14 protein-coding genes are annotated in these 15,552 nt (G+C 41.9%); 7 read left to right on the top strand and 7 right to left on the bottom strand.

The window, feature by feature from the left end:
- Positions 1-93: 93 nt before the first annotated feature.
- The gene (locus J699_RS14700) at positions 94-1,365 is read left to right on the top strand and encodes a GGDEF domain-containing protein (protein ID WP_032871507.1); all 1,272 of its coding nucleotides are present in this window, start codon (positions 94-96) and stop codon (positions 1,363-1,365) included.
- A 62-nt stretch (positions 1,366-1,427) separates the two neighbouring features.
- Here J699_RS14700 and J699_RS14695 read toward each other — a convergent pair whose 3' ends face one another.
- Positions 1,428-2,633: a L,D-transpeptidase family protein gene (locus J699_RS14695; RefSeq protein ID WP_032882721.1), complete on the bottom strand. Its 1,206-nt coding sequence runs from the start codon at positions 2,631-2,633 to the stop codon at positions 1,428-1,430.
- Positions 2,634-2,832: 199 nt separating this feature from the next.
- Between J699_RS14695 and hemE the strand changes: the two genes are divergently transcribed.
- The 5 genes from hemE (at position 2,833) to J699_RS14670 (ending at position 8,209) form a co-directional block, all read left to right on the top strand.
- Entirely contained in the window at positions 2,833-3,906 is a 1,074-nt protein-coding gene (gene hemE / locus J699_RS14690) for a uroporphyrinogen decarboxylase (RefSeq protein ID WP_032866303.1), read from the top strand.
- A gap of 43 nt (positions 3,907-3,949) precedes the next feature.
- Complete coding sequence (locus J699_RS14685) at positions 3,950-4,744, top strand: DUF817 family protein (protein WP_032866307.1); 795 nt, start codon at positions 3,950-3,952, stop codon at positions 4,742-4,744.
- A gap of 168 nt (positions 4,745-4,912) precedes the next feature.
- Positions 4,913-5,383: a DUF3015 family protein gene (locus tag J699_RS14680; protein WP_005231668.1), complete on the top strand. Its 471-nt coding sequence runs from the start codon at positions 4,913-4,915 to the stop codon at positions 5,381-5,383.
- 82 nt (positions 5,384-5,465) lie between these two features.
- The gene (locus J699_RS14675; protein ID WP_032866308.1) at positions 5,466-7,346 is read left to right on the top strand and encodes a DUF4105 domain-containing protein; all 1,881 of its coding nucleotides are present in this window, start codon (positions 5,466-5,468) and stop codon (positions 7,344-7,346) included.
- Between the two features lie 2 nt (positions 7,347-7,348).
- Positions 7,349-8,209 carry a PoNe immunity protein domain-containing protein gene (locus J699_RS14670; protein WP_032866311.1) on the top strand — a complete coding sequence of 287 codons (861 nt, stop codon included), beginning with the start codon at positions 7,349-7,351 and terminating at the stop codon, positions 8,207-8,209.
- Here J699_RS14670 and J699_RS14665 read toward each other — a convergent pair.
- The 6 genes from J699_RS14665 to trpD form a co-directional block, all read right to left on the bottom strand.
- Positions 8,188-8,550 carry a cupin domain-containing protein gene (locus J699_RS14665; protein WP_032866313.1) on the bottom strand — a complete coding sequence of 121 codons (363 nt, stop codon included), beginning with the start codon at positions 8,548-8,550 and terminating at the stop codon, positions 8,188-8,190. The genes J699_RS14670 and J699_RS14665 overlap by 22 nt on opposite strands.
- A gap of 14 nt (positions 8,551-8,564) precedes the next feature.
- Positions 8,565-9,113 carry a GTP cyclohydrolase I FolE gene (folE, locus tag J699_RS14660; RefSeq protein WP_171062185.1) on the bottom strand — a complete coding sequence of 183 codons (549 nt, stop codon included), beginning with the start codon at positions 9,111-9,113 and terminating at the stop codon, positions 8,565-8,567.
- Positions 9,114-9,204: 91 nt separating this feature from the next.
- Complete coding sequence (locus J699_RS14655) at positions 9,205-9,891, bottom strand: Smr/MutS family protein (RefSeq protein WP_005287961.1); 687 nt, start codon at positions 9,889-9,891, stop codon at positions 9,205-9,207.
- 124 nt (positions 9,892-10,015) lie between these two features.
- Positions 10,016-10,474 (bottom strand): hypothetical protein, encoded by a 459-nt coding sequence (locus tag J699_RS14650; protein ID WP_005231663.1) that lies wholly within the window; start codon positions 10,472-10,474, stop codon positions 10,016-10,018.
- A gap of 117 nt (positions 10,475-10,591) precedes the next feature.
- A complete protein-coding gene (gene trpC, locus J699_RS14645; protein WP_032866316.1) occupies positions 10,592-11,398 on the bottom strand; it encodes an indole-3-glycerol phosphate synthase TrpC in 807 nt (268 codons plus the stop codon).
- Positions 11,399-11,407: 9 nt separating this feature from the next.
- Entirely contained in the window at positions 11,408-12,457 is a 1,050-nt protein-coding gene (trpD, locus tag J699_RS14640; protein WP_009511060.1) for an anthranilate phosphoribosyltransferase, read from the bottom strand.
- A 351-nt stretch (positions 12,458-12,808) separates the two neighbouring features.
- Here trpD and J699_RS14635 point away from each other — a divergent pair, with 351 nt between their 5' ends.
- On the top strand, positions 12,809-15,541 hold the full coding sequence (locus tag J699_RS14635) for a TonB-dependent receptor plug domain-containing protein (RefSeq protein WP_032882722.1): 2,733 nt from the start codon (positions 12,809-12,811) through the stop codon (positions 15,539-15,541).
- Positions 15,542-15,552 lie beyond the last annotated feature (11 nt).

The raw sequence follows: 15,552 nt of genomic DNA on the forward strand, positions 1-15,552 counted from the left end.
GGATAAGTGGTTAAGCAAAGCACATGACAAAATGAGAAATTGTGTTATTTTTATGCGGCACAAGAACAGTGCATTATAAAAAGAGTCGTCGGGATGGATAAGCAATATGATCTTGATCAATTAAGGAGGTCAAAAGAAGATCTAGAGCAGCTTGTTGCCCAACATGTCCAGTCCAAAAATGCCCATCAAACTTTACCCCAAAATCTGGAAAATGAATTCTGGAACTTCAATATCGACCGGACCCGGATGAATGCTATTCAATTTTTCGGTCAGGGTGTCATTACCTATACGATTTTCGTATTACTGATTTTACCCACCAATTTCATTGTAATTCGTAACAGTGAAAATTTTGTTCTGGATTTTATTTATAGCATCCTTAGCCTGATTGTGGTCGGTACTGCGCTGTTCCTGTTTTGGGCCGTGTCCCGTTTTAAACAAGTAGGTTCCGTATTCTATCTGGCTGTTTGTGTGATTGTTTTTCTGACCATCGTATTGACCTCATTGTTAATGATGAGTGTCTCCAATGTGGTCTTGCAAAATCAGGCCATGGTGCTGGTGGCATTCCTGTACATGTTAGGTTTTATCCTGAGTGGCATTCGACCGGTACATATGCTGTGGATCGGTTCTTTTGCGGCCTTAAGCATTGTTGTATTTCTATATGTATTGAATATTCCCTGTGATTTTCTCATGATCGGCAGGACCCTGATTGGCAGTTTATTATTGGGTTTTTCAATTAGTGTGATGCTGACCTCCAAAGAGAGAAAAATCTTTATCAAGTCAAAAATTTCGGAAATTGATGAGCAGATTTTACGCCTGCAGGCCTCTGAACTGTTACATCTCAGTCAGCATGATGAACTGACCAATGTTTCAAACCGCCGTACTTTTGAGGAAATGTGTACTTATTATTATCAGCAGGCCTGTAAAGAGCTTACCGCCTTGTCGGTGCTGTTTATCGATATTGATTATTTTAAAAACTATAATGATTTTTATGGTCACCAAATGGGGGATCAGGTCATTTCTGAAATTGCCAAAACGATCAAAGGCTCGATTCGACATATGGACTTTGTAGCACGTTATGGTGGCGAAGAATTTGTGGTGTTGCTTCCTGAAACCTCAGCTCAAGGGGCCTATGCGGTGGCGACCAATATCTATCGCGCGATTGACCGCTTAATGATCCCGCATCAAAAATCGATGGTTTCCCATTATGTCACTATTAGTTTGGGGATTACGGTGTTTAACGGCAATGCAAAAATCAGTCAGGAAATGCTGATCCATACTGCTGATAAAGCGTTATATCGAGCCAAGCAGCTTGGACGTAACCAGATCTATTATCAGCCTTTACCTCATGTAGAAGAAAATATTTAAGCAATAAAAAAACCGGATATCAAAACTGATAGCCGGTTTTTTAAGTTTAGAACGATTCTGAATTATTCCAGGAATTTTACAGTTACACCTGAACGTACTTTTGCACCCAGATCATTGGCATCCCAGTTGGTCAAACGGATACAACCGTGTGATGCTGTCTTAGAAATCAAAGACGGATTAGGCGTACCATGGATACCAAACGATTTCTTGCTTAAACCGATCCAGATATTACCGACAGGTGCATTAGGACCTGGTGGTAAAGAAAGCGGTTTAAGGTTCTTACCTTGTACAAAGTTTGAAGGAGAGTAGCTATACCAAGGGTTTTTCGCTACGCCCACTACTTTATAGGTACCTGTCGGAGAAGGCGTATCAGTACTGCCAATTGTTGCAGGAAATGAGGCAATCATCCGGTTATTGCTGTTGAATAAATACAGTTGACGTGCGCCTTTGTGTGCCACGATCAAATGAATATCTTCAGGTAAATCATTGCGGACATTGGCCACAATAATTTTTTCACCCGGTTTTTTAAAGGTTGCTGTAGGATTCAGTTTTTTCAGGAACCCTTCATCCATATGGAATTTTTCACCCAGCATTTCTGTGACGCGGGTGTAATACAAACCTTTCATTTTTGCTTGTAAGGCATAGTCTGACGGGATTGAATCCGCATAAGGGCCTTTAAAGTCAGCATCGGTCAGCGTGTATTCTACATAGGCTGGCTTGGTTTGCTTGGCAACGAGCGCATCCCATGTTTCTTTGGTCAGCTGACCTGTTGGGGTAATACCGTTCATTTGCTGGAATGAAGCGATGGCTTTTAAGGTGTTTTTACCATTTGAACCATCAATCGCGCCAGGAGAAGCATGGGCATTGTTGAGCATGACATGTGCACGTGCATAGGCCGGAAGTTGTCCTTTCGGTAAACCTTCAGGCCATTCGGCATTATTCATACTGTCCAGTGTCCATGACACTTTAGCGGCAGGGGGAGCGGGAGTTGCTGTCGTTGAATCCGGGGTGTTTTCTAATTTTTGCGATACAGCAGAAGCAGCCCCGGTATTTACCTGTGGTTCTGATGCCGCTTGTGCGACAACACTCGAAGCAGGCTGGGCCGTAACACTTGAAGCTGGACGCTCGATAGCCAGAGGATCAATCGGATCTTGTACTGAACCAGCGATTTTTTTTGGATTTAATGGTTGCTCAGTTGTTGGGGCAGCGAAAGCAACATTAGCAAGAATACAACTTAAACTCATAGCGAGTAATGAGCGAACAAACATGTAATTCAACCTTATGAATTATTCATATTGAGATATAAGATATTGCAAGTATTACAGAAAATGAGCGCGCTTGCAGTAGCAGTTTTGTGTCAAAGCGAAAATTTATTTTAAGGCTGGATTTTTGTAGGGAATTCAAATTATAAATTCCAGCCTAACTTTGTTATCATGCGCGTTATATGAAAAAATTTAGAGATTGGTAATGACAACGTTGAAAAATGATCGTTTTTTACGAGCTTTATTACGTGAACCTGTAGACACCACGCCCGTATGGATGATGCGTCAAGCAGGACGTTATTTACCAGAATATCGGGAAACGCGTGCACAGGCAGGTGATTTTCTTTCTTTATGCAAAAATACTGATTTTGCTTGTGAAGTGACTTTACAGCCCCTACGCCGTTATGCGTTAGATGCGGCGATTCTATTCTCGGATATTTTAACGGTTCCCGATGCTTTGGGATTAGGTCTGTATTTTGAAACTGGTGAAGGCCCAAAGTTTCATAAAACAGTACGTACTGAACAAGACGTTGCCAATCTGCCTAAACTTAATGCCAAGTCCGATTTGGCCTATGTCATGAATGCGGTATCGACGATCCGATCTGCTTTAGGCGGTCAGGTACCATTAATCGGCTTTTCTGGCAGTCCTTGGACTTTAGCGACTTATATGATTGAAGGTGGCTCAAGTAAAGAGTTTCGTTTTACTAAGCATATGATGTATGCACAGCCAGAAGTCTTGCATGCGTTATTGGATCATCTGGCAGATTCAGTGATTGATTACCTCAATGCACAGATTGATGCGGGTGCTCAGGCGATCCAGATTTTTGACAGTTGGGGTGGCGCACTGGCGCATAGAGAATATGTTGAGTTCTCATTGAACTATATGACCAAAATCATTGCCGGATTGCAGCGAGAAAAAGATGGTCGCCGTATTCCGATTATTGTCTTTACCAAAGGTGGCGGGCAGTGGCTGGAAAATATGCTGACTACGGGGGCAGATGCATTTGGACTGGACTGGACCACTCCGCTTTATACTGCACGTGAGGTTATTGCAGGACGTGCTGCTTTACAGGGTAACCTAGATCCAGCTGTGCTTTATGGTTCAGCCGCTTCAATTGAGAAATCGGTCAAAGCCATGCTGGATGATGCTTATGCCAATGGTGAGAAAACAGGGTATATCGCCAATCTGGGGCATGGTATTACCCAGTGGGTTGACCCGGCACGTCCGAAGATTTTTGTGGATACCGTACATGAATACAGTGCGAAATATCTAGGCTGATATTGAACAGATATTTAAAGTTAAACAGGCTAGGATCAGTTTCGTGCAGTTGATTGTATTACCACTCAGTTTTATCACTAAGGCAGCTTCGGCTGCCTTATTTGGGTTATTGCTGCTGATTGCATTTGCAGTCACGGCACCGATGGGAAGTCATGAATACTGGGGCTTCTTTCGCTATGACTATTTGCTGTTTTACGCCTTGCTCATTCAGGTTTGTCTGATCTATTTAAAACTAGAGTCATGGGCAGAAGCCAAGGTCATTGCCTTGTTTCATATCATGGCCATGGGGATGGAAATCTTTCTGACCCATCCTGCAATTGCATCCTGGCAATATCCGCAGCCTGCCGTATTTAAATTGTGGACTGTTCCGCTTTTCGCAGGATTTATGTATTCGGCTGTGGGCAGTTTTTTTGCGCGCTCGTTACGGTTATATCAGGTTTCAATGGTAGATTTGCCACGTTTTAGCACAATGTTGTGTCTGGCGGTTTTATCGTATTTAAACTTTATGACTAAGTTTTTTATTCCAGATATCCGGGTGGCTTTATTTATCTGGAGTGTGTTGATTTTCTGGAAGACCCGACTATATTTCCAGCTCCATCAGCATCGTTTTAAAGTGCCGATGTTACCGGTTCTGCTGCTGTTGGCATTCCTGATCTGGATTGCTGAAAATATTAGTACTTTCTATCAAATCTGGCTGTATCCAAGTCAGGTGGATGCATGGCATATGGTGGGGTGGGGTAAGTTAGGGTCTTGGTATTTATTATTATTACTCAGTCTGGTTTTAGTGTTAAAAATTTTGGGTAATCGTGATAAAAATGGGACGTGGCAGCTGAATTAAAAGCACCATCTTCGATTATTTGAAATTTTATTATGAATATTTCACATATATTTCAAAATTTATTTGCTAAAACAAGCCAAGCTGGTTATTTTAATTTGTGTGTAAAACAATTACACAACACAATAGTGATAACAAATATTTAAATAATTTATGCTGGAGATCGTTCCTATGTTAAAGAAAATTGCATTAGCTGCATTATTGGCCGCTGGTTCAAGTGTAGCAATGGCTGATAACGATGTAGGTTGTGGTGTGGGTACACAGGTTTGGGCGGGTCAAAAGGGTGTAGTGCCGAAAATTCTTGCGGCTACCACTAATGGTATCTTTACTAACCAGTTACTCGGTATCACATTTGGTACTTTAGGTTGCCGTCAGGGTGGAACAGTGACTGCTCAGGTGGTCACGTTTACCAATGAAAATGCTGAATCTTTAGCGCGTGATATGTCAGTTGGTCAAGGTGAGAGCCTGAATGTACTTGCTGAATTAATGCAGATCAAAGCCAATGATAAAGCACGTTTCTTTGCAGTATCTAAAGCAAACTTTGCTGAAATCTACTCAAGCAAAAACAAAAATACCCTTCAGGTATTAGACTCTTTACAAAGTGTAATGGCAAAAGATGCGGTGTTAAAAGCATACGTTTAATTTGCTGCATGATAAAACCCTGTCTTGATGGCAGGGTTTTGTTATCGTTATTTTCCTTATACTTAAAAATATTTGCTGCTGAATGAAATTAATAACTTTTACGATAGCGTCTTTAATGTGTCATTTTGCACATGCCTCGATTGAAACGGATTTACAGCAATATTTGGACCTTGCTCAAAAAAAACAATTAGATCAAAACATTACATGGCAACGTCTGATGTATGCCGATCAAAAACAAAATAGTGAAGTCAGTTATGCCAGTTATTTTTATGCCAAAGACGGTAAAAAAAATTTAAATAGCGAATTACAAGCTGATATTAAAGCCTTATTTCAGCAAGCTGCAGATAATCAGTCGATCCGCTGTAAATTCCCTGCACGCAGCCGTTGGTTGATGCAGCAGCTTCAGATTGACCCTCAACAACTGCCGAAAGTAAATTGTGTGGAATTTGATGAATGGATTAATCAAATTAAACCGCATAAAGCCACCCTGATTTACGCAACAGATTTTATGGGTAATCCCAGTTCGATGTTTGGGCATACCTTGTTACGCCTAGACCCAAAAGACCAGAAGCAGCTGAATCTGGTGTCATACGCAGTCAATTATGCCGCAACCGTGAAAGGTGAGGACAACTGGTCCTATGCATGGAAAGGCTTAACCGGACAGTATCCCGGTGAATATTCATTAATGCCGTATTACCGCAAAGTCAAAGAATATGGTGATTTTGAAAGCCGTGATTTGTGGGAATATGAACTCAATCTGACACCAGAAGAAACCCGCTTTCTGGTCGAGCATATCTGGGAAATGCAGCACGTCAGTTTTCCCTACTATTTCGTCAGCGATAACTGTGCTTACCGTTTGCTTGGCTTGATTGATCTGGTACGTCCGAATTTAAACTTAAAACAGCAGTTTAATTATGCTGCGATTCCGATTGAAACCTTGAAGGTGGTTGATCAGCAACATCTGGTCAAAGAGGTGGTCTATCGACCTGCACTGGAAACCCAGTTACTTGCTCAAGCCAAACAGCATGGTACAGCTCTGGCTAAAGTTGCACATAAAGTCGCCTTTACCGAGGTTGAACAGACACAGCCAATTCTCAAAAATTACAGTCAGTCTGAGCAGGCCAAAATTCTTGAAATGGCCTATGACGATTTATATCTGCAATTTATTAGCCGTAAAGTTGATACTGATTTTGCCCAACCGCAACTGCGCCAGCTCCTTGCTGAGCGTAGTCAGATTCAGGTGGATAAACAACGTCAGGAACCGACCCGACCACAGAAACAGCCTGTTGAAGGGCATCATGCACGCAATATTTCAGTCAATGTGGGTGAAATACAAGGCCAGAGCTTTGTCGAACTTGGGCATCGTCAGGCCTATCACGATTTGATTGATCCACAAGCAGGCTATCGCACGGGTACTCAATTACTGTTTCTGGATGGTAGCGTGCAGTATCGCGATGACAAGCTTAAACTTGAGCACTTAGATTTTTTATCGGTCAATTCATATAATCCGGTTCAACCTTTTAAATCGCCCTTAAGCTGGGGATTTAATCTGGGCTGGAAACAGGAAGCTATTGAAAACGGAAAGTTTAGTGAAGATAAACAACATGGCGTGATGAACCTGAATATGCAAGCCGGCTATAGTCTGGCTGATTATGACCGTCGACATATATGCTATGGTCAGCTGCAAAGTCATATTCAAGGTGGCAAAGCGCTGGATAAAGGCTGGCGCGTTGGTGTCGGGCCTACAGTGGGGTGTATGAATGTATGGTCAGACAATATCAACAGTGTGGTACAGGTAGAATTACCCTATTGGCAAGATTTAAGTCAGTGGAATCTAAGAGTCGGTACCCAGCTGCAATATAGTTTGAATGCCAATCATGCTATGCGTTTGAATTGGGATTTTGAGCAGCAGGATCATAAAGACTGGAATAAAGTAGGTTTAGCTTATATACGGTTTTTCTAATCATGTATCATATTGATCAAGCTAATGAATTTGAAAAATTACAACAATGCCTTGAAGTGCTAAACGGCATAGTTTCTGATGCACAGAACTGGCGAGTGCCACAGCCAGGTTGTTTAGATCACTGGAATAGTATTAAAGAGCAAATTATTGAATATAAACAGAACGAATATTTATTCTTTGATTTTTTTCCCTCAGTAGCTATCGATATTTATCAATTATTAGAACTGGACATCTATTTTAAAAATTTCTGTCTCGAGATCACTTATCTGATTCGTCTCGGTTATGACCTTGGTCTGACAGCTGACCAGATCCGCGATATTTATCAGTCTGTCTATGCGTTCTGGTTGGCCTATGCAAACTTACTTTCTCTGATTCAACAGCAGGGACATTCGACTGGTATCACTGCAATTCAACTTACCACTGACTATGCACATGCCTTGTTATTGCTGTGCTGTGCAATCTGTTATGGCGATGAAACCGACATAGTAAAAATCATTGATGGGTTACTGGGTTATCCCTCAGATTGTTTAATTGACCTGATCAGTTATCCTTACCTTGAGGTGGAATCAATAAGTCCTGATTATGCGGTCAGTTATCCATTTCAACAGCTCGATCAGCTCCTAAATACAGAGGTAGATGCTTCAAGCATAGGGGAGTATGTAGAACAGATCGAACGGGACCAGCAACAAGGTAAGTATTGGTCAAAGAAATTTTTTCATCACATTGCATTATTTGGAAAGTGGCGCTTTGAGGCCTTAATTCTATGTAAACTTTATCAAATCGACCTGAATGAAATGACGCAATATCAAAGTTTTCCAGAGTTATTTTCAAAAATAACTGATCAGACTTCTACAATCACATAGTATTTTTTCACAGCTTCAACCACTTCAAATGTTCCGGCGAATGCAGGTGGAATAATGCCTGCATTTCCCGCAGTGACTTCAATAAAAGAATTGGTTTTTGCATCGTGGATACGCACAATGCCTTCAATGATCTGAAAAAATTCTTGCTTGTTTTCAGCAAATTGAATTTTCCAGGCACCGACTTCACACTGCCAGATGCCACAATCCATATGCGGATGTTGATACAGGTCATAGGTGAGCCGTTCAGGATTACCCTGAACCAGACGATCTGGCCGAGGATAATCAATGCTGGCTTCACTTTGTATTAAATGACCGAAGCCGGCGAGCTGAATGGATGACATATGCAAAATCCGGATTAATAGCTTTCTGGTACAGCGCTCAAGAACTCACGACGTGTGTCTTTATCAGTTTTAAAATCACCAATAAAAGAAACCGTACGTGTAGTCGATTCTTGCTTGCCCACACCACGCATCATCATGCACATATGTGCAGAATCAATCACCACAGCAACACCACGTGCCTGAGTGACCTGAGCAACAGCTTCAGCAATCTGCTGGGTCAGGTTTTCCTGAACCTGTAAGCGACGTGCAAACATTTCAGTAATACGGGCAAATTTTGATAGACCCAGTACCTGACCCTCAGGTAAATAGGCGATATGCACACGGCCATAAAATGGCAATAAATGGTGTTCGCAAAGCGAATAAAATTCGATATTTTTAACCAATACCATTTCATGGTTATCGGAAGGGAAGAGTGCGCTATTCGTAACTTCTTCAAGCGTTTTGCTATAACCAGAAGTCAAAAAAGAAAAAGCTTTCGCCGCACGCATCGGTGTATCTTGTAAGCCCGGGCGATTCAGGTCTTCGCCAACGGCAGTTAAGATATTTGCGTACGATTGCTGCATAGACATAACAATGTTCACTTAGGTGGGTTGAACAAAAACGGCAATTGTATCAGAAAACGATTAAAAATCTTAATTTTGATATAAATGCCGATTACTGTTTGAATTTAGGGTTCTTTTCAGCACGTTTGAGCAAGACTAAAACTGCTCCTGTTCCCCCCTGATTTTCAGGTGCGCTGACAAAAGCCAATACATCACGGTGTTGTCTGAGCCAGCCGTTGACATAGGTTTTTAAAATCGCTTCGGGGCCTTTACCGTGCACGATCTTGATGACATTCTGGTTTTCGTCTTTGGCCATTTGAATGATTTGCAGAACCGCTGCACGTGCCTGTTCAACAGTACAACCATGTAGATCCACTGCTTCAAACCAACGGATTTTACCGGCTTTTAAATCTTCAAATACTTTGTGCTGTAAGGTGGCGATGCGATAGCTTAAAGCAGCCTGACTTGCAACCGGATTCAAGATCGCTTGGGTATCCGAAATTTCGGTCAGCTCTTGCTCAGCACCACCTTCTGCCGCAGCACGTTTTGCCAGCGTTTGGGCATCAACTTTTTTGCTACGCGTCACTTTGGTATCGGCAATATTGTTATTGTCGATCGGTTTGACCCCAAGCAGGGCTTTTTTAAACAGTTCTGTATCTTCCAGCTCTTCAGCAGCTTGAGCTTTTTTTGATTCGGCTTGCTTCGCAATCGCGCTGGATTGAGGATTAGAGATTTGCTTTTTAAAGGCTTTCAGTAAATTAAACTGATCTTTAGAAAGCGATGAATCATGTTTACTCATAATTTTAGAACAATAGGCAAGATACCAGAGAGGTGTGAAATTATAGTCTGAATCTGTGATGATTTGAACTGTCTTGCATTTATCGAGTTGATCAAGCCTTATCTAATTAATAAAAAAGACATTCTTATGAAAGAGAATCTATATATTTTATTAATTCTTGTAAGGCAAATTCTACAGAAGTAATTGGTACATATTCAGCATATAGAGTATTTTCTTTCAGATTTTCATAAGTGAAAAAAGGGTTTGTATTTAAAAGAAATATGAAAAAAATAGATTTCTTGTTCCTTACCGCAAGGTTTGTAAAATCATCAAATGTTTCCTCTAATGTTAAATGATAATAGTTTATAAATTGATTATTGGGATATAAATTTTCAAGAAAGTTTTCGATTGTAAGATTATTATTAAAATATGAAGGGCTTGTTAGTAGATATTTGAACGCTCCAATGAAGCTAGGCATATATGTAGGAGAATCTAGTGTTCCAAAAGGAATGCCATTGATGTTGACGGTAAGATAGAGTAAATCTTTATGACAACTTATATTGAGAATAGAAAATGAAAAATCTTCCTTACCGATATGGATCAAATGAACTCCTGAGCTTTAAATTTGAAACATCTAATTAATTGGAAAGATTTATTAAACTTTATATGTCTTAAAGAGGAAGCCCAATTATCAAGAATTGGGCTTTCATGTTGTTTAAAGTCAAATCTGTTCAGGCTGACCAAACAATTCATTAAATGCCTGATCTGGCCGAGGCTGTTTCATAAAGCTTTCACCGACCAGGAAAGTATAAATGTCATTGGCTTGCATCATGTCTATATCTGCAGGTGTAGCGATGCCACTTTCAGTGACCAAGATACGAGAAGCAGGCAATAATTTCTTTAAACGCAATGAGGTATTTAAATCTACATCAAAGGTTTTAAGATTGCGGTTGTTGACACCCAAAATACATTGCTCAGACAGCTTTAAAGCACGTTCTAATTCATATTCATCATGTACTTCAACCAACACATCCAGCTGTTGTTCAAATGCCGTTTTCGACATTTCCTCCAGCTGTTGATCGGATAAGCAGGCCACGATCAATAAAATACAATCGGCTTGTAAAGCACGTGCTTCAACCACGTTATAAGGATCAACCAAGAAGTCTTTGCGCAAAGCTGGCAGGGCACAATGCTGACGGGCAATTGCAATATTTTCATCGGCGCCCTGAAAGAAATCCACATCCGTTAATACAGACAGGCAAGCAGCACCCGCTTGTTCATACTGCTGGGCAATTTCTGCCGGATTAAAATCCGCCCGAATCACACCTTTAGACGGCGATGCTTTTTTAATTTCAGCAATCACAGCCGGGCGTTTATGTTGCAAGGCCTTGGCAAAACCACGCACAGGGCTTGCCTGTCTTGCCCATTGTTCAACATCGTGCAAGCTACGTTGTTTTAAACGTGCTGCCAGCTCCTCATGTTTGCGGTCAACAATTTTACCTAAAATGGTATTTTGAATATCGATCATGAGAAGTCCTTAGTCTGCCTGATATTGTTTCAATGTTTTGGTAAATTCAGCCAAGATACTCATTTTTTCGAGCGCTTGTCCGCCATAAAGAATATCCTGAGCCAGCTCAACCGCTTGTTTATAGGTTTTGGTAATCCCTGCCACGTAAATTCCTGCACCTGCATTCAATGCAATCATATTTGCTGCTTTTTCGCCAATCTCTGATTTATCACGGCTTAATGCATCTTTAATCAGCTTTAAGCTTTCTTCTGAACTATTGACCACTAAACCTGACAAAGTTTGAGAAGGAATACCGACATCATCCGGATTGAGTGTCCATTCGGTCACTTCACCATCTTTCAGTTCAGCAACAGTGGTTGGTGCAGCCAGACTGATTTCATCCAGACCATCTTTAGAGTGCACCACCAGAACATGCACTGCACCCAGCTGTTTTAATACTTCGGCAATCGGGCGACATAATTCATCGGAGAACACACCAATTACAAAGCGGTTGACCCCTGCCGGATTGGTCAATGGTCCAAGCAAGTTGAAAATACTGCGGATCCCCAATTCACGACGGGGCGCTGCGGCATATTTCATGGCTTTGTGATGATTCGGTGCAAACAGGAAACCGACACCAATTTCACGAATACAGCGTTCAGTTTGTTGCATGTCCAGGTCAAGATGGATACCGGCCTGCTCGAGCAGGTCTGAAGAACCTGATTTGCTCGACACCCCACGGTTACCATGTTTGGCAATGGTTGCACCAGCGGCAGCAATCACAAAGCTTGAAGCGGTAGAAACGTTAAACAGGTTTTGGCCGTCACCCCCCGTACCTACGATATCCACCAGATGAGGCAGATCACTGACATCGATCTTGATGGCAAATTCACGCATGATCCGTGCAGCCGCCGTCATTTCATCGATACTTTCACCTTTCATGCGCAGGCCCATCATCAGCGCACCAATCTGGGCTTCAGTTGCTTCGCCTTGCATGATGCTACGCATGACATCTTCCATTTGAGACTGGGTCAGATGAATGTTTTTGGTAATGTGGTTCAGCGCCTGTTGGATATTCATAGTCATGAGTTATAGCATTAATGATTGAAATTTTGAGTGAGGTCAGTTGTCTGGGTGGATTGGCTTTTTGTGATCCATGATTCACAAGTTGTGAGCTATGTTATCAGAAAATAAACAAAGATTTTTGTTGTTCGATCAGAGTTTTAAAAAATTTGCTGGTTTACCAATCGAGTATGTTGCGTTCACTCCAATTTTTTATGGAAAAAGGCTTTAATTTATTCTGAGTTTTTATGATAAGGAATTAACCTTTTGGTATATCTTAATCCTACATATCACTAGAAAAAATGAGTATAAATCAACTAAATAAAAGTGGATATATTAGGTCGGTCTTCATTTTATGCATCCATAAATATGTATCTAAATTACTTGAAATATCTTGGGGCCGTGAAAAACAAAGGTTGTTTTGTTTTTGTCTTTTTTGCATGCCTTCATCCATTAGAAAGCTATGCTGAGACCAATGTAGAAAAACCACAAACCCAGACGACGTCGGATAAAGTGGTACGTGTTGCAGTTACAGGTTCACGTATTTCCAAAGCTCAAAAGGATGGTCCGACCAGTGTGACGGTGATTACTGCGGCCGATATTGAAAAACACGGCTATAGCAATGCCTTCGACGCATTAAATAACCTGACCCAAAATACCGGCTTTGTACAAGGGGCTGACTATGGCAATACCTTTACACCTGCAGCCAATGCGATCAGTTTACGCGGGTTAGGACCGAACCATACCTTGACCTTGATTAATGGGCATCGTGTTGCTGACTATCCTGTACCTTATGATGGTGCGGTCAATTTTGTCAATTTAGCCAATATTCCCACGGCGATTATTGATCGGATTGAGATCTTAAATGGTGGTGCTTCCGCGATTTATGGATCGGATGCGATTGCGGGAGTCGTGAATATCATCCTGAAAAAGAAAACCGATGGCACACAATTCAATATCAAGGCAGGTGGGACCAAAGAAGGTGGGGAGAACCTACGCCTACAACTGAGTGGCAGTAAAACACTGGATAAGCTCAATCTGGTGTACGGACTTGAGCTGAGTGGACGCGAACCGATCTGGGCAGCAGACCGGGACTTTATGACCAGCCGAACCCGTCGAGGAGAAAAGCCCGACACGATTGTTGGGCGTAAAAATGCCAACACTGGCCAGTATCTTTCTATTGGGGGGTGTGACGCATTTGATGGACTATTTAAAGGTTCAGTAAAAAATATCGGAAAAGCGGGAGCTGATAATTGTGCCAGTGGTCTGGCACGACCAACCTACTGGACAGTGCAGACCAAGAATCGCAGCCAGAATGGCTATCTCGGTCTGGATTATGAACTCAATGAGAAAACCCAGTTATTCGCAGATGTGCTGATTGGGGCCAACCAAATTGAAAACAATACCCGTGGACCGACATGGACTTCTTTAGGTGCGAGTAGTGGATATTTTCTCAATCAAGACACAGGAAATTATGAAATCTGGACGCGACGCTTTGCGCCAGAAGAACTCGGTGGCGTTGAGCAAGCCAATAAAAAATGGAAGGAACTCTCCTCCAATTTAAACTTTGGTATCCGTGGCGATATTGGGGACAGCAGTTGGAGCTATGAAGCAGCCTATAATGGCTCGATTTATACCAGTCAATTACGCAAACAAGGTCTGGTCCGTTCAAATGTTGATGAGTATTTCTTAGGCCGGCAATTGGGGACAGATGCCGATGGCATTCCGATATATTCACCGCATTTAGATCGTATCAGTCGACCACTGAGCGCCAGTGAATTTAGAGCTATTTCAGGCACGACTGAGGAAAATGATAAGTCATGGGCACAAAGTTTAACCCTGAGTGCAAATGGCGACGTGTTTGAATTACCTGCCGGAACTGCCAAGCTTGCGGCAGTGGCAGAAATTGGTCGTCAAGGTTTTTCTATTAAACCGGATAAAGCGGTGGAAAATGGTGAATTTTATAATGCGACGTCCAGTGGTGAATATGGTGGGGCACGTCCCCGTCAAGCCTTGGGTGCAGAGTTGTTCTTACCTTTAGCCAAGCCATTAAATTTAACCTTATCTGGACGTTACGACCGCTATGCCTTGTCAGATAACAGTATTGATAAGTTCACTTTCGGTTCGGGACTAGAATTTAGGCCCCATCCAACCTTATTGGTTCGCGGTAACTATGCGACCAGTTTCCGCGCTCCAGATATGAATTATCTGTTTTTAAATAAACAGAAGGGATATTTTCCAAGTACCACCGACTATTTACGTTGCAGTCAAACAGGCCAGCCTTTAGACAAATGTAGTTTTAAAGATTATTCGCCGGGTGCCAATTACACCTTAACAGGCAATAAAGATTTAAAACCTGAAGAGGGTAAATCTTATGGGGCAGGTTTCGTCTGGTCACCAAGTAATAAATTTGACCTCTCTGTCGACTACTGGGATATCAAAATTGATAATCTGGTGACCAATCTCAGCCCAGATAAAATTCTACGTCAAGAAGCTGCGTGTCGTTTAGGGACGCAAGATATCAATTCTGCGCCATGTATCGATGCATTAGCACGAGTTGAGCGCAACCCTGCAAATGCCGTTGTTGATCCAAATGTAATCAACAATATCAATATTGTTCCGATCAATGCGGCTTCAGACCATACCCGCGGGATTGATTTCACCAGTAAATGGCGCTGGAAAACAGAGCGTCTGGGTAACTTCCTGTGGACTGTGAATTATAGCCGTGTGCTTGAACGTGAATATCAACAGTCCAAAGATGGCGAGAAAGATAACTATTTAAAAGATTTGACCATTCCAGATTGGCGCGACCGCTTTAACACCAGTCTGGGCTGGAGTCGTGGTGATTGGTCATCAACGGTGCTCGTCAATCGTTATGGCAAGATTCCAAACGGTAATCAAACGGCTTATCTAAGCCCGACTTATTTAGTGAACTGGAGTGGAAGCTATCAAATCTCATCCCAAGCCTCTGCATCAATCATTGTGAATAACCTGTTTGATAAAGTGAAACACGATGACACAGGCGGCTGGCCATATTATCCAGTAGGATCTTATTCACCATTCGGCCGTCAGGCCTGGCTGGAGTTTAACTACAAATTCTAACAACGATCTAC

The sequence above is a fragment of the Acinetobacter sp. 1000160 genome, assembly GCF_000588715.1.
Taxonomy (GTDB): domain Bacteria; phylum Pseudomonadota; class Gammaproteobacteria; order Pseudomonadales; family Moraxellaceae; genus Acinetobacter; species Acinetobacter courvalinii.